The organism is Vibrio mediterranei, assembly GCF_900088415.1.
In the GTDB taxonomy this organism is placed as follows: domain Bacteria; phylum Pseudomonadota; class Gammaproteobacteria; order Enterobacterales; family Vibrionaceae; genus Vibrio; species Vibrio mediterranei.
The window spans coordinates 187,908-213,020 of record NZ_FLLQ01000008.1 but is presented as its reverse complement, the minus strand read 5'-3'; the positions used below and the strand labels follow the sequence as shown (position 1 = coordinate 213,020).

Genomic DNA, 25,113 nt, shown 5'->3' with positions numbered 1-25,113 from the left:
TTGCCTATGTTAGCCTATTACCGACATTAAGTTAAAGATAGGTAAGTACATTGCAATCACTAACCCGCCAATTATTGTGCCAAGGAAGACAATAACCAAAGGTTCGATGATTGTTCCTAAGTTGTTTACGATGTTATCGACATCCGCCTCATAGATGCTAGCGATCTTATTGAGCATTTCATCTAACTTGCCAGTTTCTTCACCTATCATGACCATTTGCAGCACCATCTCAGGGAAAGCGAGACTGTTTCGCATTGCTAAATGAACAGGTACGCCCGCTACGACATGAGTGTGTATAGAAAAAATAGCTTGTTGAAAGTAAGCGTTCTCTGTTGTTCTTGCGCTCGCTTGTATGCCTGTGAGTATCGGTATTCCAGAACTAAAACTGGTCGCTAATGTTCGGCTAAATTTGGCAATGGTTGCTTTGGTAATGATGTCGCCAACAACGGGCAGTTTGATGGCTAATTTACTTATATATAATTCGGCAGTAGCATTTTTAAGGCTAATAAACTTAATGCTAGCAATCAATAAACCTAGAGAAGCAACGCTAACCAGTCCGTATGATTGGCTCCAGTTTGATAGCTCCAGCACCTCGGATGTGAACCAAGGTAAATTGGCATTGAACCCTTTAAACATCGATTCAAATTCAGGAATCACACTCGTGAGCATCAAATAGGTTACGGCACAAGAAACTATCAGCACCATACTTGGATATATCATGGCTTTAACGACCTTAGACTGCAGAGCATCATGTTTTTCACGATATGTTGCTAACCTATCTAACGTCACCGCAATGTTTCCGGACGATTCGCCCGTCGCAATCATATCGATATAGAAGCGGTCAAAATGTGTACTTAGTGCTTGTAGCGCTTGAGCGATAGGGACGCCACTCTCCACTCGGCTAGCGACCTGATTAAGGACCGATTTCATTTCGGCTTTGGAGTGGCTTTCAGAGATAAGCTTAAGGGCTTGAACAAGAGGAACTCTTGTCGTCAGCAAAGTAGCCAATTGCCTAGTGAATAGAGTGATGTCTTTGCGTGAAATCTTGTGGGTTAATCTGGTCCAAAACGAAATGCGATGGCGAGAAATTTTTCTGATATGGATTTGCTGCCGACCTAATTGATTTCTGACCTCCATTTCGGTTAAAGCAAGGATTTGCCCCTTGGCTTTTGCGCCAGATCGATCAACACCTCTCCAGCGGAACTTTCTTAATGGCATAGGAAGCGGGTTAGGCATAGGGGCATTCTCATTCGAAATAAAGGACACGCTGTAGTTCTTGGTAGCTTGTCAGTCCAAGTGTGAGTTTTTCAAGCCCCGCTTGTTTAAGTGTCATCATTCCTTGTGACACAGCGATGACTTCAAGATCTTGAATACTGGCTTTCTGAAGAACGGCAGCGCTTAACTCGTTGGAAAAAACCAGCACTTCGTAAATACCGATACGACCCGAATAACCTCTATTACATTTGCTACAACCAACATCATTGGCTCTGTAAATCTTTTGGCTGGAGGATATATCGAGACTGCGGAGCAGATCTTTAGGGAGGTGATCTGGGCGCTTACATAAAGAGCACAAACGGCGAGCGAGCCGCTGCGCGATAATTAGCGAAAGTGAAGACACGAGGTTGAAGCTCTCTATTCCCATATTTTGTAGCCGTGTGATGGTCTCAAGTGCGGAATTAGTGTGCAAAGTTGACAGAACTAGATGCCCTGTTTGAGCCGCCTTAACCGCAATCTCCGCTGTGTCGAGATCTCGTATTTCTCCCACCATAACCACATCCGGATCTTGGCGTAAAAAAGTGCGTAAGGCTGTAGAAAAACCAAAGCCTATCTTAGGGTTAACTTGAACTTGGTTTATCCCATCTAGATGTATTTCAATCGGGTCTTCGGCAGTAGAGATATTTCGCTCTGGGGTATTAAGACGTTTGAGTCCCGCATAGAGGGAGACGGTTTTGCCACTTCCGGTAGGCCCGGTCATTAACACCATTCCTTGGGGCTTGTGCAACGCTTGCAAGTATAGGCCTTGTTGAGTGTCGTTATACCCTAATTGGCCGATATCCAAATGGGCAGAGTTTAGGTCGAGAATTCTCAAAACTACCTTTTCTCCCCACATAGTTGGCAGGGTTGATACCCGGATATCCGTGGCGGAGTGTGGTGATAGTTTGAGTTTGATTCGACCATCTTGAGGAAGACGGCGTTCAGCAATATCTAGTTTAGCGAGAATCTTAAGGCGAGCGGATAGTCTGCGGCTTAATTGTATCGATGGCTGATGTGCCTCAATAAGAATACCATCACAGCGAAGTCGAATTCGATACTGGTGTTCGTATGGCTCAAAATGAATATCGGACGCTTTCTTGCTGACAGCTTCTAATAGGATTTGGTGAATGAAACGGCTGACAGGCGAGTCATCCAGCATTAGCTCATCGTAATGCTCAAGTTCACTCTCATTCACTTGTACTAAGTTTGCCAGTTCGTGAGAGGTGAGTTCCTTAGTCTGTTGGTTCCATTGCTCTTGACCCTCTCCATAAATTTTGCGTATTGCGGCGTTTATGTCTTGATGGTTAGCCAAGCTCAGTTCGATTTGTAATCCTGAGGCAAACTTAAAATCACTTTCTAACTGCGAGGGGGTGGGATCGCTGACTGCAACGGTTAGAACGTTGTCGCGCAGTGAAATAGGTAAGGCTTGGTATTGAGTTATGACGTCCCGTAAACCGAGTTGTTGGCACAAACTCGCATAGTCGTTGTCCTTTATCGATACTATTGGGAGTCCAAAAACGTCGGCTAGAACAGCAACAAGCTCTTGAGCCTGACAAAGGTTGAGCTCAGTTGCTCCTTCTGGAACGGAGCAACCAGATAACATGGACAGGTCATATAACGCAGTTTCTTGCGTTTCATTGATGGCGTTAGCCTGTCTTAAAATAGATGGGAGAGTGGATGGGATCATTCAGGTACCGTTACTGAGACGCTTTCGGAATATTGACAGCCCTTTGGTAATACTCCGGATTCTTCCGTGGCAGTACTAATACATGCCCATCCGCCTTGAGCATTTCGTGCTAATGCCAATTTATAATTACTAACCGAAGGACCTGCGTTGGGGACTTGATCAAATGACAAAATGATATTGCCTGCACTGCTGACTCCAGCCTCGGCTTCAATGGCTTCAATAATTGCGTTGGGGAAACCTAATCGGGTTTTTAAGGCTGGTGTAGTTTCGGTATCAGGAAAGCTTCCTTGCTCAAGAGTGTACGCTTCGATATTGGTGCGAAGCCCCGATAAGGTCGCTAAAGCAGAGGCTGCCTCACTTTTTCCAATGTATTTTTGATATTGCGGTAGAGCGACAGCGGCAAGTACACCGATAACGGCAACCACAATCATCAGTTCGATTAAGGTAAACCCTTTTTGGTTAATTCCTTGGTGCATAGTGATTCCTCAGAGACATAAAGCTTGAACAGTAAAGGCATCACCGCTGACGTTGAAGCGACTAGATAAGCGCTTACGAGGAGGCGTGGATAATTAAAAGCAGACTTGCAAAAAATGAGATTGGTGTTGCGGAGCAAGTGGCTATTTCGGGTTTAGAACTCTGGATAGCGTAATTCTGGAAATAAAAAAGCGAAGCTCAAATAGGCTTCGCTTTAGTAAGATTCTCTTATTGATAAATAGACTAGTCTTTAAATCTCATCGACAAGTCCATTGCTTTCAAGTGCTTGGTCAAAGCACCCACAGAAATATAATCAACGCCAGTTTCCGCAAACTCAGCGATGGTGTCCATAGTGACATTTCCTGAGTTTTCTAAAGCAGCACGGCCAGCGTTAATCTCAACCGCCTTGCGCATCATGTCGGTGCTGAAGTTATCGAGCATAATGATATCCGCTCCTGCATCGATGGCTTGTTGCAGCTCTTCTAGAGATTCCGTTTCGACCTCAACTGGTTTGCCTGGATTAAGCTGTTTCGCAGTTTCAATAGCTTTAGTGATACCACCACAGGCAATGATGTGGTTTTCTTTAATTAAGTAAGCGTCAAATACGCCAATGCGGTGATTAAAGCCACCACCACAAGCGACAGCATACTTCAACGCACTGCGCAGGCCAGGAATGGTTTTACGTGTATCTAACAGTCGGCACTCGGTATGCGCAATTTTCTCAGCGTACTGCGCAACCACGCTGGCGCAGCCAGACAGAGTTTGGATGAAGTTCATAGCGTTACGTTCGCCGGTAAGCAAGACTCTCGCAGGGCCTGTTAGTGTGCAAAGCACTTGATTCGGTTCCACCTTATCACCATCTTGGACATGCCATTCAATGACGACTTCACCACCAAGTTGCTTAAAGACTTCATCAGCCCACATTTGGCCACAGAACACACCGTGCTCACGAGTAATAATCGTTGCAACATTCTGAGTCTCAGCCGGAATTAAACTTGCAGTGATATCAGCTGTGGCATCTAGTGTACCACCGAGGTCTTCGCGTAGTGTATCTGCCACGGCACGAGAGATTTCTGCTGGTAGTTGCTGCTTAAGATATTCGAGGCGTTCTTGACTGTTATGTGTGTTCTTCATCGCTAAAACTGTCTTTGTGGGGTAACAAAGTGCGCATGATACTCTTGCTTGTGCGGAATTTCAGCATCAATTCTCGCATTTTCTTTGTTGTCGGATAAAATCATAACGACATAGAGGTAGATGGAGTCTAGATGTATGCGCAGTAGCAATACAAATGAAGGTAAACAAAGCTTGGAGCTTATTGATGCTCAAGGGTGGTATTGTCATGCGCGAATTGTCCCATCTCCTCACTATGATGTCCGAACAGACACTAGTGATATATCACTACTGGTTATTCATAACATCAGCTTACCGCCAGGCCAGTTTGGTGGCTCTTACATCGAAGACTTTTTCCTAGGCAAGCTCGACTCGTCAATTCACCCTTTCTTCAAAGTGATTGAGAACATGCGAGTATCTGCGCACTGTTTGATCCGACGTGATGGAGAAGTGGTCCAGTTTGTGCCATTTCTTGCTCGAGCCTGGCACGCAGGAGTATCGAGTTTTGCTGGCCGAGAGAAGTGCAATGATTACTCGATCGGTATTGAGCTTGAAGGGTCGGACTATGTGGCTTACACCGATGAACAGTACCTCAGTCTGCAGCGCCTAAGTAGTGCCTTGATTCAATCGTATCCATTAATTACTCAACCACGTATCACTGGGCATCAATATATTGCCCCGCTGAGAAAGAGTGATCCCGGTCTTGTTTTTGACTGGGCTCGATTTAGAAAATCATTGTCATAAAAAAGCCATTGTTCAATTACTGAGCGGTTGGGTTTTGCTGCAGATTTATTTTGTTATTCAAATTATTAATAACCCGGCCTTGGGTTATTCCTTTCTTTATTGATATTGGTCAAGTTTCCTTGTCCGACAAAACGATTCCTTTGTTGTTGATTTATAAGTGTTTTTATAGCACGAAATTTGCCCGATAAGTTTCTTGTATGTAATTGGTCTGACCATGAGTGTTGATGTTTTAATCTATAAATGTTTCAGAATGGTTAATGCAAGGCCGGTTCTATGATTTGAATCAATTTTTCACTAGACATCGGTGTTTTAAATGTGTTAATTTTTACGCCAATTTGAAATTGGTAATACCAATTAACTTCGAAAGAAAAGTAGAATAATAAATATGGCTTATCAAAGGATTCGTCAGCCGAAACTTTCTGATGTGATTGAACAGGAATTGGAACGCTTGATTGTTGAAGGGACACTTTCAGCAGGTCAACAGCTTCCACCTGAACGAGAGCTGGCTAAACAGTTTGATGTTTCTCGACCTTCTATTCGAGAAGCGATTCAGCGCTTAGAAGCGAAGAAACTACTTACCCGCCGCCAAGGTGGAGGTACGTTTGTGAGCGAAAATATTTGGAAAAGTTTCTCGGATCCGTTGCTAGACCTTCTATCTTCCCATAATGAAACGCAGCTTGACTTGCTCGAAGCACGTCATGCTATGGAAGGGATTTCTGCTTATTTCGCAGCATTGCGTGGTACCGATGAAGATTTTGCTCAAATTGAAAATTGCTTAGGCACCATTCGTAAAGTACAAGAAACCGATGACATCGAAGCAGAAGCTGCTGCGGTCATGGCTTTTCTTGTTGCGTTAACTGAAGCTGCACACAATGTTGTTTTGCTTCATATCGTGCGAAGCCTAGCACCACTGCTAGAGCAAAATGTTTTACAGAATTTAAAGTTATTGCACCGCCGAAGTGAAGTGGTGGAGAAAGTCAGTAAACACCGAGCTAATATCGTGGAAGCGATTGTTTCTGGAAAGCCTGAAAAGGCACGTGAAATGTCTCATTCACACTTAGCTTATATCGAAGAAACATTGTTGGATTTGACTAGAGAGGAGTCTCGACGTGAGCGCTCTTTAAGACGAATTCAACAAGATAGTGATTCTTAAAACTAGAAACGCTTACTTTTATTAAGTAGATCCAACCAACAGAAGGAAAGATCGCCATGTCTGACATGAAGCATGACGTAGATGCACTGGAAACTCAAGATTGGCTACAAGCACTTGAGTCCGTTGTTCGCGAAGAAGGTGTAGAACGCGCGCAGTTCCTACTAGAAACAGTTCTAGAGAAAGCACGTTTAGACGGCGTTGATATGCCAACAGGTATCAACACTAACTACATCAACACTATTCCAGCAGCACAAGAACCAGCTTACCCTGGTGATACCACGCTTGAGCGTCGTATTCGTTCGATTATTCGCTGGAACGCAATCATGATCGTATTGCGTGCTTCTAAGAAAGACCTAGACCTTGGTGGTCACATGGCTTCTTACCAGTCTGCAGCAGCATTCTATGAAGTGTGCTTCAACCACTTCTTCCGTGCTCCTAACGAAACAGACGGTGGCGATCTAGTTTATTATCAAGGTCATATCTCACCAGGTATCTACTCTCGCGCATTCGTTGAAGGTCGTCTAACTGAAGAGCAGCTAGATAACTTCCGTCAAGAAGTCGATGGTAAAGGTATTCCTTCATACCCACACCCTAAACTGATGCCTGAGTTCTGGCAGTTCCCAACAGTATCTATGGGTCTAGGTCCAATTTCTTCGATCTACCAAGCGCGTTTCCTTAAGTACCTAAACGGTCGCGGCCTTAAAGATACGTCAGCTCAACGTGTTTACGCCTTCCTAGGTGATGGTGAGATGGATGAGCCAGAATCACGTGGTTCACTGTCTTTCGCTGCGCGTGAGAAGCTAGATAACCTATGCTTCCTAATCAACTGTAACCTTCAGCGCCTAGATGGACCTGTAATGGGTAACGGTAGCATCATCCAAGAGCTAGAAGGTCTATTTAAAGGCGCTGGCTGGAACGTTGTTAAAGTTATCTGGGGTAACAACTGGGATGCACTACTGGCGAAAGATACGTCAGGCAAACTACTACAGCTAATGAACGAAACTGTAGATGGTGACTACCAAACATTTAAGTCTAAAGATGGCGCGTACGTACGTGAGCACTTCTTTGGCAAGTACCCAGAAACAGCAGCACTTGTTGCTGACATGACAGATGACGAAATCTTCGCGCTTAAGCGTGGTGGTCACGATTCTTCTAAGCTGTATGCAGCGTATAAAAATGCGGCAGAAACTAAAGGCCGTCCTACAGTAATCCTAGCTAAGACAGTTAAAGGTTACGGTATGGGTGATGCTGCTGAAGGTAAGAACATCGCACACCAAGTTAAGAAGATGGACATGACTCACGTACTACACCTACGTGACCGTCTAGGTCTTCAAGACATTCTAACTGATGAGAAAGTAGCAGAGCTTCCATACCTAAAACTGGAAGAAGGTAGTGCGGAATACGAATACCTACACGCTCGTCGTAAAGCACTTAAAGGTTACACGCCACAGCGTCTACCTAAGTTCACTCAAGAATTTAAAGTTCCTGAGCTAGAAGAGTTTGCGCCGCTACTAAGCGAGCAGAAGCGTGACATCTCAACTACGATGGCATACGTTCGTACGCTTAATATCCTGCTTAAGAACAAGAACATTGGTAAGAACGTTGTTCCTATCATCTGTGACGAAGCTCGTACGTTTGGTATGGAAGGTCTATTCCGTCAGATCGGTATCTACAACCCACACGGTCAGGAATACACACCAGAAGATAAAGGCATCGTTTCTTACTACAAAGAAGCAACCTCTGGTCAGGTTCTGCAAGAAGGTATCAACGAGCTAGGCTCAATGGCTTCTTGGGTTGCCGCTGCAACTTCATACAGCACTAACGATCTACCAATGATTCCGTTCTATATTTACTACTCAATGTTTGGTTTCCAACGTGTAGGTGATATGGCATGGATGGCAGGTGACCAACAAGCTCGTGGTTTCTTATTAGGTGCTACAGCTGGCCGTACAACACTAAATGGTGAAGGTCTACAGCACGAAGATGGTCACTCGCACATCATGGCGAACACAGTACCTAACTGTATCTCTTACGACCCAACATTCGCTTACGAAGTTGCGGTAATCATGCAAGACGGTATCCGTCGCATGTACGGTGAGAACCAAGAGAACGTGTTCTACTACCTAACTGTGATGAACGAAAACTACGCAATGCCAGCAATGCCAGAAGGCGCTGAAGAAGGCATCCGTAAGGGTATTTACAAGCTTGAATCTTACGCTGGTGATAAGTCTAAAGTTCAGCTAATGGGCTCTGGTACTATCATGAACGAAGTACGCAAAGCAGCGACTATCCTAAGCGAAGAGTACGGCATTGCATCTGACGTGTTCTCTGTAACATCGTTCAACGAGCTAACTCGAGATGGTCAAGACGCAGAGCGTTTCAACATGCTTCACCCAGAAGCAGAAGCTAAAGTACCTTACATTGCACAAGTAATGGGTACTGAGCCTGCAATCGCCGCGACTGACTACATGAAGAACTACTCTGAGCAAGTTCGAGCGTTCATGCCTTCAGAGTCATATAAAGTACTTGGTACAGATGGTTACGGCCGTTCAGACAGCCGTGAAAACCTACGTCGTCACTTCGAAGTTAACGCAGGCTACGTGGTAGTTGCAGCACTAACTGAACTAGCGAAGCGCGGTGATGTTGAGAAGTCTGTTGTGACTGAAGCAATTGCTAAGTTCAACATCGACACTGAAAAAACTAACCCACTTTACGCTTAATACAGCGCTTAATTAGAAGGTAAATAAGCAATGGCAATCGAAATTAATGTACCTGACATCGGTGCGGATGAGGTTGAAGTTACTGAGATTCTTGTAAGCGTTGGCGACAAGGTAGAAGAAGAGCAGTCTCTTATCACTGTTGAAGGCGACAAAGCTTCTATGGAAGTTCCAGCGTCTCAAGCAGGTATCGTTAAAGAAATCAAAGTAGCGGAAGGCGATTCTGTTACTACAGGTTCTCTTATCATGATTTTCGAAGCCGAGGGTGCAGCTGACGCTGCACCTGCTCCTGCGGCAGAGGCGGCTCCAGCAGCAGCTCCAGCAGCGGCGGCTGAACTTAAAGAAGTTCACGTTCCAGATATTGGTGGCGATGAAGTTGAAGTGACTGAAATCATGGTTGCAGTTGGCGACAGCATCGAAGAAGAGCAATCTCTTCTAACGGTTGAAGGCGACAAAGCATCAATGGAAGTACCAGCACCATTCGCTGGTACTGTTAAAGAGATCAAGATCGCTACTGGTGATTCAGTATCTACTGGCTCTCTAGTGATGGTATTTGAAGTGGCCGGCACTTCGGTAGCAGGTTCTGGCGCTCCAGCGGCAATTGAAGCTCCAGTGGCAGCGGCTCCAGCAGCGTCTGCGGCGAAAGAAGTAAACGTTCCAGATATCGGCGGTGACGAAGTTGAAGTTACTGAAGTAATGGTAGCGGTTGGCGACACAGTAGAAGAAGAGCAATCTCTAATCACTGTGGAAGGCGACAAGGCTTCAATGGAAGTTCCAGCACCATTTGCAGGTACAGTAAAAGAAATTAAAATTGCAGCTGGCGATAAAGTAACGACTGGCTCTCTAATCATGGTATTTGAGGTGGCCGGCACTCCGGTTGCTGGTGCGGCTCCGGCTCCAGTAGCGGCTCCTGCTCAAGCGGCAGCACCTGCTCCAGCACCAAAAGCTGAAGCTTCAGCAGCTGCACCTGCAGCAAACGATTTCCAAGAAAACAACGATTACGCACACGCGTCTCCAGTTGTTCGTCGTCTAGCTCGCGAATTTGGCGTTAACCTTTCTAAGGTTAAAGGTACTGGTCGTAAGAGCCGTATCCTTAAAGAAGACGTTCAGTCTTACGTTAAAGATGCACTTAAGCGTCTTGAGTCTGGTGCTGCGGCATCTGGCAAAGGCGGTGACGGCTCTGCTCTTGGTCTACTACCTTGGCCGAAGGTTGACTTCAGCAAGTTTGGTGAGACTGAAGTTCAGAAGCTTTCTAAGATCAAGAAGATCTCTGGTGCTAACCTACACCGTAACTGGGTAATGATCCCGCACGTTACACAGTGGGATAACGCTGATATCACAGCCCTAGAAGCGTTCCGTAAAGAGCAAAACGCTATCGAAGCGAAGAAAGATTCAGGCATGAAGATCACTCCACTTGTGTTCATCATGAAAGCTGTTGCAAAAGCACTAGAAGCATTCCCAGCGTTTAACTCTTCTCTATCAGAAGATGGCGAGAGCATCATTCTTAAGAAGTACGTGAACGTTGGTATCGCGGTTGATACGCCAAACGGCCTTGTTGTTCCAGTATTCAAAGATGTAAACAAGAAAGGCATCTACGAGCTATCTGAAGAGCTAATGGTAATTTCTAAGAAAGCACGTGCAGGTAAATTAACTGCGGCTGACATGCAAGGTGGCTGTTTCACTATCTCAAGCCTAGGTGGCATCGGTGGTACAGCATTTACGCCTATCGTAAATGCGCCTGAAGTAGGTATCCTTGGTGTATCTAAGTCTGAAATGAAGCCTGTGTGGAACGGTAAAGAATTCGAACCACGTCTGCAGCTACCTCTGTCTCTATCATACGATCACCGTGTGATTGATGGTGCAGAAGGTGCACGTTTCATTACTTATCTAAACAGCTGCCTAAGCGATATTCGTCGTCTAGTACTGTAAGATAACTTTCCCACTCTCGCTCCCCCTAATCAAAGGGGAGCGAGTGAGGGGAAAACAAATTAATACAACATTTCCAACGTGAATTGTTGTCTAGCTCACAGGCTAAATTGATTTACTTTTCACACCATTAACATCTCTGTAAAATGTTGGCGGTCTGAAATCATAATTGTTTAAGTTATTTGTTTAATAGAACGTCTGTTTAAAACGAAGTCTAAGCATATAAAAATCAATACCCACTCAGCCTGTTAGGGATAATGACTACAAGAGGTCAAAATGAGCAAAGAAATTAAAGCCCAGGTGGTAGTACTTGGTGCCGGTCCTGCTGGTTACTCCGCTGCATTCCGTTGTGCCGATTTAGGCCTAGAAACCGTTCTTATTGAACGTTATAGCACGCTTGGTGGTGTGTGTCTGAATGTGGGTTGTATCCCATCTAAAGCACTACTTCACGTTGCTAAAGTTATCGAAGAAGCAAAAGCGCTTGCTGACCACGGTATCGTATTTGGTGAGCCACAGACTGATATCGATAAGATTCGTCTATGGAAAGAAAAAGTTATTAACCAACTTACTGGTGGTCTTGGCGGTATGGCTAAGATGCGTAAAGTAAATGTGGTTAACGGTTTCGGTAAGTTTACTGGTCCTAACTCAATTGAAGTTGAAGGCGAAGACGGTAAAACTGTTGTTAACTTCGACAACGCCATTGTAGCTGCGGGTTCACGCCCTATTAAATTGCCATTCATCCCGCATGAAGACCCACGTATTTGGGATTCTACTGATGCGCTAGAGCTGAAAGAAGTACCAGGAAAACTGCTTATCATGGGCGGTGGTATCATCGGTCTAGAAATGGCGACGGTATATCACTCTCTGGGATCTCAGATTGATGTTGTAGAAATGTTTGACCAACTTATCCCAGCTGCGGACAAAGATATGGTTAAAGTCTACACCAAGCGTATTAAGAACAAGTTCAACTTGATGCTTGAAACCAAGGTGACGGCAGTTGAAGCTAAAGAAGACGGCATCTACGTTTCAATGGAAGGTAAGAAAGCACCTTCTGAAGCTGAGCGTTACGATGCAGTGCTTGTGGCTATCGGCCGTGTACCAAACGGCAAACTGCTTGATGCAGAAAAAGCGGGTATTGAAGTAGACGAGCGTGGTTTTATCAATGTTGATAAGCAAATGCGCACAAACGTCCCTCACATCCATGCAATCGGTGATATCGTTGGTCAACCAATGCTTGCTCACAAAGGCGTGCATGAAGGTCACGTAGCGGCAGAGGTTATCTCTGGTAAGAAGCACTACTTTGACCCGAAAGTGATTCCTTCAATTGCTTACACTGAACCAGAAGTAGCTTGGGTTGGTAAGACTGAGAAAGAAGCGAAAGCAGAAGGCATCAACTACGAAACGGCGACATTCCCATGGGCAGCGTCAGGTCGTGCAATCGCATCTGACTGCGCAGACGGTATGACTAAGCTTATTTTCGATAAAGATACTCATCGCGTAATTGGCGGTGCTATCGTGGGTACTAACGGTGGTGAACTGCTTGGTGAAATCGGTCTAGCGATCGAGATGGGTTGTGATGCAGAAGATATCGCATTGACTATCCACGCTCACCCAACGCTTCACGAATCTGTTGGTCTTGCAGCAGAAGTATTTGAAGGCACTATCACTGACCTTCCAAATGCAAAAGCGAAGAAAAAGAAATAATTTCTGAGTGAAGACAAAAACGGCCAGTATCATACTGGCCGTTTTTTTTATAGATACTATTTAAAATCAAGCCCTTAAGCATTTGTGCTCAAGGGCTGTTTTTTAGTGGCGGCTATCTTTCTCGTAGATGCAAACCATATCCATATAGCAGTCGGTCAACGACTTGATGGATTCACCATCACTACTGCGATTAGCTTCAACAAACAGTGAATAGCAAATACCGTGGAATAGGCTAGTAAGATGCTTAGTGTTGTGTTGAGAGCAGACTTCGCCACGTTCAATGGCTTTAATGAACATGTTTTCAATCAGTGCTTGGCTAGTTTTGTTCGATGAAACAAACAATGGCCAAACTTCATCGCGCGTAGATGTACTCCATTCAAACCATACCTTATTCCAGTGACAGTCTTCGATCACCATATCCACCACACCATCAAGAATATTGGTTAGGTTTTCTTTGATGTCGACATCAAGGTCAATGGTATTTGATAAGAAGTTGGAATACTGACAGACGACGTGGTTAAGTACTTCATCAACCAAGTCTTCTCGTGTTGGGAAGTAGTTGAATACCGTTGCTACTGAAACTTGTGCAATTTCTGCGATATCCGCGTGACCTCCACGACCAATGCCGCGTTTCGCGAATACTTCTAGTGCAATCTCCATAAGCTGTAACTTGCGCTTTTGTGGAGATAAGCGAGTTCTAGGTCTTTTTACTATTGAGTCCATAATATTTCCTTGCCAACGTTGGTAGGGCTGGTAACTCTATGAGTACGTCCAACTGCGCCCTGTTTGTTATACAGAGTCAGAGATTTGGTCCAATATGAAAGCTGTTATACACAATAACTGGCATATTAATGTTAGTTTTTGGTTAACAATTTCCATTTTGGAAATCACATGCTCTATTTTTTCTTTTGTTTGATAAGTGTAATGGTGCATATGTGCTTTGGTCAATAGTCATACACTGATAATTTTCATAATTAGCATTAATTTACCTGCATATCACACTTTGCGCTGAAAGCGTCATATTCTTTCAACACCATGCGTTAACAAAGATTCGTTCTGGCTTATACCAACAGAGTAATTTGACGCCAGATTTTCGCCTGATTTTTATCCTGAGTCAGAAAGTGATACCATACCGAGCAAATGTGAACGCTTGGTATTTCTTCACTAAAATAGTGTTGTCTGTTTTAGGAGGGGACTCACAGCTACTGTTGCTGTGGCGACCAAGTTAACCAATCAACATCGAGATAGATATGAAACATACTGTTGAAGTCATGATTTCTGAGCAAGAAGTTCATGAGCGTGTAAAAGTGCTAGGTAAAGAAATTACTGAACACTACAAAGGTAGCGAAGATTTAGTTATGGTCGGCTTGCTACGTGGCTCTTTTGTCTTTATGGCGGATTTGGCTCGTGCCATCGAGCTTACTCACTCAGTAGACTTTATGACGGCATCAAGCTATGGCAATACCATGGAAAGCTCACGTGATGTGCGCATCCTGAAAGATCTTGATGATGATATTAAAGGTAAAGATATCCTGTTGGTGGAAGATATTATCGATACTGGTAATACCTTAAATAAAGTGAAAGAGATTCTATCGCTACGTGAACCAAAATCTATTCAGATTTGTACCTTGCTAGACAAGCCATCACGCCGTGAAGTCGACGTCGATGTTAAATGGATTGGCTTCGAAATCCCGGATGAGTTCGTAGTGGGTGTTGGTATCGATTACGCTCAGAAATATCGCCACTTACCTTACATCGGTAAAGTGGTACCTCAGGAATAAATCTGGTCGTACAAACATAAAAAATGCCCATCTCTGTGAGATGGGCATTTTTCTAAATACTGAATTATTTTAGTACTTCGGTACTCAAAATTTTCGACATGGCAGCTTGGTAATTTACTTCAAGACTCTCTCTGCTTGAACAGCGAACACCGAGATCTTGCAACTTACCATCACCAATGCCATAGACCACACCATGAACTTCAACTTCTTGGCCGCGTTCCCAAGCGTTTTGCATAATGGTTGAGTTACCTAGGTTATACACCTGCTCAGCAACGTTAATCTCACAAAGCTTGTCACCCCACATGTCGCGTGGCAATTCACCGAGCCAGTTACGATGCTTTAAGTACAAATCGCGGATATGTAGAAGCCAGTTGTTAATGAGCCCAAGCTGTGGGTTATCAATAGCAGCATTCACGCCACCACAGCCATAGTGACCACAAACGATGATGTGTTTGACTTTTAGCACATCTACCGCGTATTGCACTACAGATAGGCAGTTAAGATCGGTATGAATGACTTGGTTGGCAACATTACGGTGAACAAAGAGTTCGCCTGAATATAACCCCGTTAGACGCTCTGCTGGTACTCGGCTATCGGAGCAACCAATCCAAAGGAATCCAGGGTTTTGGCCTTCCTCTAGCTTTGCGAAATACTCTGGTCTTTCGGAGCGAATTTCTTCAGACCACTTTGAATTGTTGTCAAAGAGTTGTTTGATTTCCGGCATGATACTTCCCTTCAATAATTCGAGATACTATACACAATGTTACAAATTGAATCTCGAAAAAAAAGTATCAAAATGTACTCATCTGACGTGTTCATGTACCTAAAATCAGTGACTTAACGATTCAGTGAAAAAAACTTATATCTTATGAAAATTGAATGGCCCTTATTAGTTATTAACTTATTGTCACATTTGTTAAGGTGAGGCAATTTTTTGGTTATTTTCAAGGATAGTAATGAAGTTAGGACGTCGTTTTGAAGATATAAACCTTAAAGGGGATGTATTTGGCGGGGTAACCACCGCGATTATTTCATTGCCACTGGCGTTGGCGTTTGGTGTGGCATCTGGAGCAGGCGCAGAAGCAGGGCTGTGGGGCGCAATCATGGTGGGGCTGTTTGCCTCTCTATTTGGCGGCTCTTCTAGCCTTATTTCCGAACCGACAGGCCCTATGACGGTCATCATGACAGCGGTATTGACAGCAATGATGGCTAAGTACCCGGAAACGGGGATGGCGATGACCTTCACTGTCGTTATGATGGCGGGTATTTTTCAAATCTTGCTTGGTACGTTAAAACTCGGAAAATACGTTACTTTGATGCCATACAGTGTTGTCTCAGGGTTCATGTCGGGAATTGGTGTGATCTTGGTGATTCTTCAACTGGCGCCACTATTGGGACAAGCCGCGCCAACGGGCGGCGTTATTGGGACAGTCAAGGCATTACCTGAACTGCTGACCCATATCGACTTTTCAGAATTATTCCTTGGGTTACTGACGTTAGCGATTCTATTTCTGTTCCCTAAAAAATACCGTCAACATATTCCTCCGCAGCTTGTGGCGCTGGTGTTAGTCACTGTGATATCTATGCTGTTTTTCAGTAGTGAGAGTATTCGCAGAATTGGCGAGATTCCAGCAGGTTTGCCTTCTTTGGTTATACCGCATTTTAACGCCGAAATGCTGACTACCATGCTTATCGATGCGCTTGTACTCGGCACATTAGGCTGTATTGATACTTTATTAACGGCGGTTATCGGTGACTCTCTAACTCGTAAAGAGCATGACTCAGATAAGGAGCTGCGCGGCCAAGGGTTAGCGAACCTTATCGCAGGTTTGTTTGGGGCTCTACCGGGAGCGGGTGCGACGATGGGAACGGTGACCAATATCCAAGTAGGGGCTCGCTCTCCATTGTCGGGTGTGGTGCGGGCATTGGTGTTGGCGCTGGTGGTACTGGTGGCAAGTGGTTTAACTGAACCTATTCCAATGGCGGTGTTGGCAGGCATTGCTGTTTATGTCGGTTTCAACATACTGGACTGGAGCTTTATTCAGCGAGCACATAAGGTGAGTTTGGCCGGTATGGCTATCATGTACGGTGTTATGCTGCTGACTGTATTTGTAGATCTTATCGTTGCCGTAGGCCTTGGTGTGTTTATCTCGAACATCATCATTATTGAAAGATTGAGCCGTGAGCAAGCTCGTCAGGTAAAAGCGATCAGCGATGCTGATGACGACGATGTGCCGTTAAGTGAATATGAGCGAGAGTTGCTAGAACAAACCCAAGGTAAGGTACTGTTTTTCTACTTATCTGGGCCAATGATTTTTAGTGTCTCTAAAGCGATTTCAAGACAACACTCAAGTATTGCTGATTATCAAGCGATGATACTAGACCTTACGGATGTTCCTATGATCGACGTAACGGTTGGTCTTGCTCTAGAAAATGCCATCAAGGATGCCAAAGACGCAGAATGTCAGGTGTACTTGTTATGTCCAAATACGCAAACTCGACAGCAATTGGATAAATTCCACGTTATTGATCTTGTTCCGGATGGCAATATCTATCAGCAGCGAGAACACGCACTGGACGCCGCATACAAGGCAACGGTTTAAAAGGGATAAAAAGCGAGTACTAACATACTCGCTTTTTTTATAGCCAATTTATCACCACCACTTGAAAACTTGAGCCATCATCATCATGTGTAAGGGTATATTCAAACTTTTCGATATCATTGGAAATATCAAATTATTCCAATGATGCATTCTTCGGTGCAAATTATGATCGCATTAGAAATTGAGCAGTTAAAAAAGACCTATGCAGGCGGTTTTGAAGCGCTTAAAGGGGTGAGTCTTCAAGTTGAGCAGGGAGACTTTTATGCTTTGCTTGGGCCTAATGGGGCGGGTAAATCGACCACCATCGGTATCATTACGTCCCTAGTCAACAAAACATCGGGCAAGGTCTCGGTGTTTGGTCACGATATTGATAAAGAACTTGAACTGGCGAAGCAGCAACTTGGGCTGGTGCCACAAGAGTTCAACTTTAACCAGTTCGAGACCGTTGAGCAGATTGTTCTTCAGCAAGCAGGGTATTACGGTGTGGCTAAGGATGTGGCGAAGCAGCGCGCGCAAAAGTACCTCTCTCAGCTAGACCTTTGGGAAAAGCGTAGCGAGCGAGCACGAAACCTCTCTGGAGGAATGAAGCGTCGACTTATGATTGCTCGCGCTCTAATGCATGAACCCAAACTGCTCATTCTTGATGAACCGACGGCGGGGGTTGATATTGAGCTTCGTCGTTCAATGTGGGATTTCCTTAAAGAGATTAATCGACAAGGTATCACCATTATTCTGACGACTCACTACCTTGAAGAAGCGGAACTACTTTGCCGCAATATCGGTATTATCCAACGCGGTGAACTGATTGAGAACACATCGATGAAAGCTTTGCTCAATAAGCTGGATGTAGAAACGTTTATTCTCGATATCGACGCAAGCGTTGATATTCCTGAGCTACAAGGGGTTAAATCGCAAAATGTTGTGAATGGCTCTTTGGAGATAGAAATTGAGAAAACTCAGGGGTTGAACCACATTTTCACTCAGCTTTCCGAGGCTGGTATTAAAGTGCTGTCAATGAGGAACAAAGCCAACCGACTTGAAGAGTTATTTGTTTCTATTGTGCGTAATCAAACGGAGGCAAACTGATGAATTTGTACGGTTTGTATTGGACGGCATTTAAAAGCCTTTTGACGAAAGAAATTAATCGCTTTACTCGAATTTGGGTACAAACCTTAGTACCGCCAGCGATTACCATGACACTTTACTTCATCATCTTTGGTAGCCTGATCGGTTCTCGAATCGGTGAAATGAACGGCTTCAGTTACATGGAATATATTGTTCCTGGCCTTATCATGATGTCGGTGATTACTAACTCGTATTCGAATGTTGCTTCGTCCTTCTTTAGTGCCAAATTTCAGCGCAATATTGAAGAGCTTCTTGTCGCACCTGTTCCCAATTACGTCATCATTGCTGGTTTTGTCATGGGCGGTGTTGTACGTGGGTTGCTGGTTGGCACGATAGTAACTTTTGTCTCGCTGTTTTTTGTTGATTTACAAGTTGAACATTGGGCAGTAATTATCGCGACTGTGTTTATGACGTCGGTGGTGTTCTCACTCGGTGGTCTTATTAATGCGGTGTATGCCAAGACCTTTGATGATATATCGATTATTCCCACTTTCGTTTTGACGCCACTGACATATCTAGGTGGTGTGTTTTATTCCATTAGCCTGCTTCCTGAGTTCTGGCAAGGTGTATCCAAAATCAATCCAATCGTTTATATGGTCAATGCTTTCCGTTACGGTTTCTTAGGTGTGTCGGATGTAGGGATTGTGACATCTTTTGGCGTACTCTTGGTGTTTATCGTGGTACTTTATGGAGTAGCCCATCATTTGGTGACTAAGGGTATTGGCCTTAGAAGCTAGAGCAAGATTCTAGCGTAATACACTGATATGTGATCAATGAAGTGGTAGCGGTAGCTGCCACTTTTTGTTTCAGTCGAGACAAGGACGACAAATGCAACTGCCTGCCGAATTACAACACGATGCTCAATCAGCGTTTGAGCGAATTCAACAAGCCTATTCTGACCTATCCCATTGGACTCCAGAGCGACAACAACAGCTAAAGTATGTCATGGCGATGAGCTGTTTCGTGGAAGAGTCACTACTGAAAGACGAAGGGCTGTTCGCGGATCTACCTGACATGCTCTCGCAGCATAGTAGAGCTGAGGATTATCGAGTGCGATTGGCTACTCAACTTGAGGTTTGTGGTAGCGAAATGGAAGGTCATCGTGTGTTACGTCGATTCCGAAATCGTGAAATGACATATATCGCGTGGCGCGATTTTACTAGTGACTGGAGTCTAGAACAAAGCCTGCACCATCTTTCCATGCTAGCTGAAGCGATGATCTTTGAGACTTATCAATGGCAATATAAAGCGTGCTGCTTGGAATGGGGTACACCTTGCAATGCAGAGGGTGAAGCGCAGCCAATGTTGATTATCGGTATGGGGAAGCTCGGTGGCGGTGAGCTGAATTTCTCATCGGATATCGATCTCATTTTCACTTATCCAGAAAACGGTGAAACACAGGGGACGCGTCGCTCAATTGCTAATGCTCAATTCTTTACACGCCTAGGGCAGCGAATCATCAAAGCACTTGATCAGCAGACGTTTGATGGCTTTTGTTACCGAGTGGATATGAGATTACGCCCATTTGGTGAGAGCGGACCATTGGTGATGAGTTATGCGGCACTGGAAGATTACTATCAAGAGCAAGGCCGTGATTGGGAACGCTATGCGATGGTGAAAGCGCGTGTAATGGGCAGTGAGATGTATCCACAATACCAAGAGCTGCGTAAAATGCTGCGCCCTTTTGTGTTCCGCCGTTATATCGATTTTAGTGCTATCCAGTCATTAAGGCGCATGAAATCGATGATCAGTAGCGAAGTTCGCAGACGCGGATTAGGAAATAATATTAAGCTCGGACCAGGCGGTATTCGTGAAGTGGAATTTATCGCTCAAGTGTTTCAGCTTATTCGTGGAGGACGTGAACCGAGTTTAAGAGGTCGAGGGTTACTGGAAACGCTTGATGCAATCGACACTCTGTCTCTACTAGAGTCAGAAAATGTCCAGCAGCTGCGTTCGGCTTATTGTTTCTTGCGTCGGTTGGAAAACCTATTGCAAGCCATGGCCGATAAGCAGACTCAGACACTACCTGATAAGCCATGCGACCAGCTCAAATTAGCGTGTGCGATGCAATTTGAAAGCTGGTCTGCTATGGTTCAAGCAACTGAGTTGCATATGCTAAATGTACATCAGGTGTTTGCTAACTTGATTGGCGAAGATGAGGACGAAGAAGACACGAACCCAATCGCTAAGCACTTCCATGAGTTATGGGATATGGCGGATCGACCAGAAGTGATCGAGCACTTGCTAGAGCATGATCTTCATGTGGAGAATCCAGCCGACAAACAGAAAACCATTCAGCAGTTTAAAGCGGATCTTGCCAAGAAAACACTAGGCCCTCGTGGGCGTGAAGTACTTAATCGATTGATGCCTAAAGTCTTTAGTGCCATTTATGCCCATAAAGATGCAGAGTTTGGTTTATCGCGAGTGCTGCATGTTCTGCATCGTATTGTGACTCGAACGACTTACCTTGAGCTATTGGATGAGCACCCAGCTGCACTTGTGCAGTTAGTGAGGCTCTGTACGGCAAGTCCAATGATCTCGGAACAGCTTGGACGTTATCCGATCTTGCTTGATGAGTTGCTTGATCCTGCGCATCTCTACAACCCAGTACCTCTTGAGTCCTATAAGACCGAACTACGGGATTATCTAGCTCGTATTCCAGAAGAGGATATGGAACAGCAGATGGAGGCGCTGCGTCAGTTTAAACAGACCTGTATTTTGAGAATAGCGGCCGCCGATATTGCAGGCGTACTGCCCGTTATGAAAGTAAGTGATCATTTAACGTATTTGGCTGAAGCCATTGTAGAAGCGGGCATAAACCAAGCTTGGCAGCAAATGGCGGCTAAATATGGTGAACCAACACACTTGAAAGATCGTGGCAGCAAAGGTTTTGCCGTGATTGGCTACGGTAAAGTAGGGGGGTGGGAGCTAGGTTATAACTCTGATCTGGATATTGTGTTTATGCATGATTGTCCGGTAAGCGCGTACACCGACGGAAAAAAGGATATCGACGGTCGTCAGTTCTATCTTCGTTTAGCACAGCGCATTATCCACATATTCTCAACCAGAACAGCATCGGGAATTCTGTATGAAGTGGATACTAGACTGCGTCCTTCCGGCGCTTCAGGGCTGCTAGTGAGTCCGACTGACGCCTTTGATGAATACCAGCACAATGATGCTTGGACATGGGAGCATCAAGCTTTAGTCAGAGCACGTATGATATACGGTGATGCACCTCTGCAACACGCGTTTGAAAACACCCGCAATGACGTCCTTCGGACCGCTCGTGATGAATTGACATTGAAACAACAGGTGGTCGATATGCGAGAAAAAATGCGCGACCATTTAGGGGGTAAAAAAGCGGGTCGATTTATGCTTAAACAAGATGCTGGGGGCATTACTGATATTGAATTTTTAGCTCAGTATTTGGTGTTGCAATACAGTCATGACAAGCCAAAGCTGACACGCTGGTCGGATAATGTGCGTATATTTGAGTCAATGATGTCCCAAGGTGTGATGGAAGAAGAGCAAGCGATGGCACTTACTCACGCCTACACCACATTGCGTGATGAAATTCATCATCGCAACTTGCTCAACTTAGACGCGGATGTTGACGATAGTAAGTTTACTCAAGAGAAAGCCATCGTCGTTGAAGCATGGAAACAGTGGCTAGGGTAATTCTTGCTTCAGCTTGGTATTGAAACGAAGAGTTGTGCTACTATCCATTCAATGGCTTAGCCAAAAGATTTAATACAAGAGGGCATAATTAAGCCCTCTTACATCATATTGGAGTACAGAAATGAAACCCATCCTACCGAATTACAGCGACTCTGGCGTATTGATTGTCGGTGACCTTATGTTAGACCGTTACTGGTATGGTCCGACAGGGCGTATTTCTCCAGAAGCCCCAGTTCCTGTAGTAAAAGTAGAAAACAACGAAGAACGTCCAGGTGGTGCTGCCAACGTTGCTATGAATATCGCTTCGCTAGGTGGTCATGCACATACGATTGGACTTGTTGGTATGGATGAACCAGCAAAAGTACTGACTGAAACACTGACGTCTTTGAAAGTAACTTGTGATTTTGTTGCATTACCTAACTACCCAACTATCACCAAACTTCGTGTTTTGAGCCGAGGGCAGCAATTGATTCGTTTGGACTTTGAAGATAAGTTCGAGAATACTGACCCTGAGCTTGTACTAGCTAAGATGGAGCAGGCGTTACCAAACGTGAAGTCTGTGGTGCTATCCGATTACGCCAAAGGTGCGCTAGAGCATGTTCAAGCGTATATCCAGAAAGCGAAAGCCGCAGGTGTTCCTGTATTTATCGACCCTAAAGGGGCTGATTTCGAACGCTATCGCGGCGCGACATTGCTAACACCAAACATGGCTGAATTTGAGCACGTGGTAGGCAAAGTGAAAAGCGAAGAAGAGCTTATCGAGAAGGGTAATGCGCTAATTAAAGAGTTCGACTTTGAAGCATTATTGGTGACACGTAGTGAGCACGGTATGACTTTACTTCGTAAAGATCAGGAACCGTTCCATTTGCCAACACAAGCGAAAGAAGTGTATGACGTTACCGGTGCGGGCGATACGGTTATCTCTGTATTGGCTGCATCAGTAGCAGCAGGTAAACCGCTTGATGAGGCGTGTGCATTGGCTAATGCAGCGGCTGGAGTGGTCGTTGGTAAGCTTGGTACATCAACACTATCTACTATTGAACTTGCTGAAGCGGTTCACGGTAGTCAAGATACTGATTTTGGTGTGATCAGTGAAGCTGCATTGATTGAAGCCGTCGCGAAAGCGCGCTCTAAAGGTGAAACCGTCGTGATGACGAATGGTTGCTTTGACATTCTTCACGCAGGACATGTGTCTTATCTAAATCACGCTGCTGAACTGGGTGATCGCTTAATTGTTGCTGTGAACACAGATGAATCTGTTCGAGCGTTAAAAGGACCAGGTCGTCCGGTTAATCCAACCGATCGACGTATGGCTGTTCTTGCTGGTCTAGGGGCTGTTGATTGGGTTGTACCATTCTCTGAAGAAACGCCACAACGCTTGATCTCAGAAGTGCTACCAAGTCTGCTTGTTAAAGGCGGTGACTATAAGCCAGAAGAGATTGCAGGTGGTAAAGAGGTAATCGCTGCTGGTGGTGAAGTAAAAGTACTGAACTTTGAAGATGGCTGCTCGACGACCGAGATCATTGAAGCTATCAAAGGTGGCCGAGGTTAATCCTTCCGTCAGCACAAACAAATAAAAAGGGACGCATCCGCGTCCCTTTTTATTTCAGTTAGCAATTACTTCGCTTTCTTAAGACCAGCATTGATATCAACGATATCTTGCTCGCTTAATGTACCTACCGATTGACGTAGGTTCAGAATACTAATGATGTAGTCGTAGCGTGAATCAGAAAGGTTGCTCTCGGCGTTATAAAGAGCCTGAGTGGCTTCTAACACGTCAACGATAGTACGAGTACCAACATCAAAACCAGCTTTAGTGGCTTCTAGTGCAGACTCTGCAGAAATTACCGTTTGCTCATAAGCGCGAATAGCACCAATAGAAGAGTTGATATTGTTGTTATTTGCACGAACATTCTTCACAACTGAGCGGTAAGTTTGCTCTAGCTGTTCACTTGCTTCAACGTACGCGAACTCTGCTTGTTTGGTTTGCGAGGTAATGTTGCCACCAGTGTATAGAGGTACTGATAGGTTAATACCTGCATTGAAAGCGTTACTTCCATCAAACTGGCTAGCTACGTTGTTATTGTTACGTTCGTTGCCGTAGTTGTAACCACCATCCAATGTTAGTTTTGGAAGGTGACCAGAACTTGCCAATGTGATGTTGTCTTTAGCAATGTCTTGACCGATACGCGCAGAAAGCAAATCTAGGTTCTTATTCTGGGCCTCTTCGAGGAAGAAAGTCACAGATTGCTCTGGACGCGCTGCTGAGAAGCGGTCGGTATCAAGAACATCGATGTTCTTGTGCTCTTGACCTGTAATTTCGCGAAGCGCTTCATATTGGTTAAGTAAGTTGTTTTCCGCAACAACTTCGTCGGCCAACACTCGGTCGTATTGTGCTTGTGCATCGTGAACGTCAGTAATGGCTGAAAGACCTACTTCAAAACGTTGTTTAGTTTGCTCTAGCTGACGAGCAACCGCCGCCTTGTTAGCACGAACCGATTCAAGGTTATCTTTTGAACGTAGTACTTCGAAGTAAGCTTGTGCAGTACGTAGGATTAGGTCTTGTTGCGCTGCAGCGTATTGTGAGTCTGCTTGACGAGCCGTTTTCTCAGCACTGTCTAGCGTGATCCAACTAGTACGGTTGTATAGCTCTTGTGAGAACCCAACACCAGCACTCAGTTTGTCACTATCGGCAGTATCGATATCGCTTCTTACTGCGTTATAACCAGCTGTTAAGTTAATTTGTGGCAACAGAGTCGCACGAGCAGAGTTAATGGCTTCAAATGCACGATCACGTTGTGCCGCAGCTCTTAGTAGCTGAGGATCGTTTTGTTTAGCTTGATCGTAGATTTCCGTTAGGGAGTCGGCCCATGCCGCTGCACTTACGCTTCCTAATGCAGCTGTGATAAATAATGGAAGCAGTTTTTTCATTTGTCCTAATCCTGCCTGATAATACTGATAAGGGTATGATTCACAGTTTAACTTAAAATGACCGTAATTCACTCGAAACTTTGCACTTTTTTACGCAAGCTCACCTAAAATTGCGACAAATAATTAACCAAAAGCAAATTTTATTTGAATTATTGCGTAAAAAGTTGAACCTTGTCGTTGGTAGAACCCCCTTTCCTTGAGTAGACTATAAGATTAACTTCAGCCA

Annotated in this window: 18 protein-coding genes; 11 read left to right on the top strand and 7 right to left on the bottom strand. The window is 44.7% G+C overall.

Annotation, left to right across the window (positions count from 1 at the left end; translation table 11 throughout):
- Positions 1 to 9: 9 nt before the first annotated feature.
- The 4 genes from VME0621_RS20790 to nadC all read right to left on the bottom strand — a co-directional run bounded on the left by VME0621_RS20790 (position 10) and on the right by nadC (position 4,549).
- A complete protein-coding gene (locus tag VME0621_RS20790) occupies positions 10 to 1,236 on the bottom strand; it encodes a type II secretion system F family protein (RefSeq protein WP_062459966.1) in 1,227 nt (408 codons plus the stop codon).
- Between the two features lie 10 nt (positions 1,237 to 1,246).
- The gene (gene pilB, locus VME0621_RS20785; protein WP_062459996.1) at positions 1,247 to 2,938 is read right to left on the bottom strand and encodes a type IV-A pilus assembly ATPase PilB; all 1,692 of its coding nucleotides are present in this window, start codon (positions 2,936 to 2,938) and stop codon (positions 1,247 to 1,249) included.
- The gene (locus VME0621_RS20780) at positions 2,938 to 3,417 is read right to left on the bottom strand and encodes a pilin (protein ID WP_062459964.1); all 480 of its coding nucleotides are present in this window, start codon (positions 3,415 to 3,417) and stop codon (positions 2,938 to 2,940) included. The genes pilB and VME0621_RS20780 overlap by 1 nt, the downstream gene beginning before the upstream one ends.
- Positions 3,418 to 3,658: 241 nt before the next feature.
- A complete protein-coding gene (gene nadC, locus VME0621_RS20775; RefSeq protein WP_006074430.1) occupies positions 3,659 to 4,549 on the bottom strand; it encodes a carboxylating nicotinate-nucleotide diphosphorylase in 891 nt (296 codons plus the stop codon).
- Positions 4,550 to 4,684: 135 nt separating this feature from the next.
- Between nadC and ampD the strand changes: the two genes are divergently transcribed.
- The 5 genes from ampD to lpdA all read left to right on the top strand — a co-directional run bounded on the left by ampD (position 4,685) and on the right by lpdA (position 12,769).
- Entirely contained in the window at positions 4,685 to 5,269 is a 585-nt protein-coding gene (gene ampD, locus VME0621_RS20770) for a 1,6-anhydro-N-acetylmuramyl-L-alanine amidase AmpD (protein WP_006074431.1), read from the top strand.
- 385 nt (positions 5,270 to 5,654) lie between these two features.
- Entirely contained in the window at positions 5,655 to 6,422 is a 768-nt protein-coding gene (pdhR, locus tag VME0621_RS20765; protein ID WP_006074432.1) for a pyruvate dehydrogenase complex transcriptional repressor PdhR, read from the top strand.
- 56 nt (positions 6,423 to 6,478) lie between these two features.
- Positions 6,479 to 9,142 (top strand): pyruvate dehydrogenase (acetyl-transferring), homodimeric type, encoded by a 2,664-nt coding sequence (aceE, locus tag VME0621_RS20760; protein WP_006074433.1) that lies wholly within the window; start codon positions 6,479 to 6,481, stop codon positions 9,140 to 9,142.
- 30 nt (positions 9,143 to 9,172) lie between these two features.
- On the top strand, positions 9,173 to 11,068 hold the full coding sequence (gene aceF, locus VME0621_RS20755) for a pyruvate dehydrogenase complex dihydrolipoyllysine-residue acetyltransferase (protein WP_062459962.1): 1,896 nt from the start codon (positions 9,173 to 9,175) through the stop codon (positions 11,066 to 11,068).
- A 273-nt stretch (positions 11,069 to 11,341) separates the two neighbouring features.
- On the top strand, positions 11,342 to 12,769 hold the full coding sequence (lpdA, locus tag VME0621_RS20750; protein WP_006074435.1) for a dihydrolipoyl dehydrogenase: 1,428 nt from the start codon (positions 11,342 to 11,344) through the stop codon (positions 12,767 to 12,769).
- 102 nt (positions 12,770 to 12,871) lie between these two features.
- Here lpdA and VME0621_RS20745 read toward each other — a convergent pair whose 3' ends face one another.
- A complete protein-coding gene (locus VME0621_RS20745; protein ID WP_006074436.1) occupies positions 12,872 to 13,492 on the bottom strand; it encodes a LuxR/HapR/OpaR family quorum-sensing transcriptional regulator in 621 nt (206 codons plus the stop codon).
- A gap of 527 nt (positions 13,493 to 14,019) precedes the next feature.
- On the opposite strand from VME0621_RS20745, the gene hpt reads away from it, so the two are divergent.
- On the top strand, positions 14,020 to 14,550 hold the full coding sequence (hpt, locus tag VME0621_RS20740) for a hypoxanthine phosphoribosyltransferase (protein WP_006074437.1): 531 nt from the start codon (positions 14,020 to 14,022) through the stop codon (positions 14,548 to 14,550).
- 64 nt (positions 14,551 to 14,614) lie between these two features.
- On the opposite strand, the gene can is transcribed toward hpt, so the two are convergent.
- Entirely contained in the window at positions 14,615 to 15,274 is a 660-nt protein-coding gene (can, locus tag VME0621_RS20735; RefSeq protein ID WP_006074438.1) for a carbonate dehydratase, read from the bottom strand.
- Positions 15,275 to 15,506: 232 nt separating this feature from the next.
- Between can and VME0621_RS20730 the strand changes: the two genes are divergently transcribed.
- From VME0621_RS20730 to hldE, 5 genes are all read left to right on the top strand, one after another.
- Entirely contained in the window at positions 15,507 to 17,153 is a 1,647-nt protein-coding gene (locus VME0621_RS20730; RefSeq protein ID WP_062459960.1) for a SulP family inorganic anion transporter, read from the top strand.
- A 165-nt stretch (positions 17,154 to 17,318) separates the two neighbouring features.
- Complete coding sequence (locus VME0621_RS20725; protein ID WP_062459995.1) at positions 17,319 to 18,239, top strand: ABC transporter ATP-binding protein; 921 nt, start codon at positions 17,319 to 17,321, stop codon at positions 18,237 to 18,239.
- A gap of 5 nt (positions 18,240 to 18,244) precedes the next feature.
- Complete coding sequence (locus VME0621_RS20720; protein WP_006074443.1) at positions 18,245 to 19,015, top strand: ABC transporter permease; 771 nt, start codon at positions 18,245 to 18,247, stop codon at positions 19,013 to 19,015.
- Between the two features lie 91 nt (positions 19,016 to 19,106).
- Complete coding sequence (glnE, locus tag VME0621_RS20715) at positions 19,107 to 21,956, top strand: bifunctional [glutamate--ammonia ligase]-adenylyl-L-tyrosine phosphorylase/[glutamate--ammonia-ligase] adenylyltransferase (protein ID WP_062459958.1); 2,850 nt, start codon at positions 19,107 to 19,109, stop codon at positions 21,954 to 21,956.
- Positions 21,957 to 22,077: 121 nt separating this feature from the next.
- On the top strand, positions 22,078 to 23,508 hold the full coding sequence (gene hldE / locus VME0621_RS20710) for a bifunctional D-glycero-beta-D-manno-heptose-7-phosphate kinase/D-glycero-beta-D-manno-heptose 1-phosphate adenylyltransferase HldE (RefSeq protein ID WP_038224335.1): 1,431 nt from the start codon (positions 22,078 to 22,080) through the stop codon (positions 23,506 to 23,508).
- Positions 23,509 to 23,573: 65 nt separating this feature from the next.
- Here the strand turns inward: hldE and tolC are convergent, their stop codons facing one another.
- Positions 23,574 to 24,887 carry an outer membrane channel protein TolC gene (gene tolC, locus VME0621_RS20705; protein ID WP_038224336.1) on the bottom strand — a complete coding sequence of 438 codons (1,314 nt, stop codon included), beginning with the start codon at positions 24,885 to 24,887 and terminating at the stop codon, positions 23,574 to 23,576.
- Positions 24,888 to 25,113: the final 226 nt, after the last annotated feature.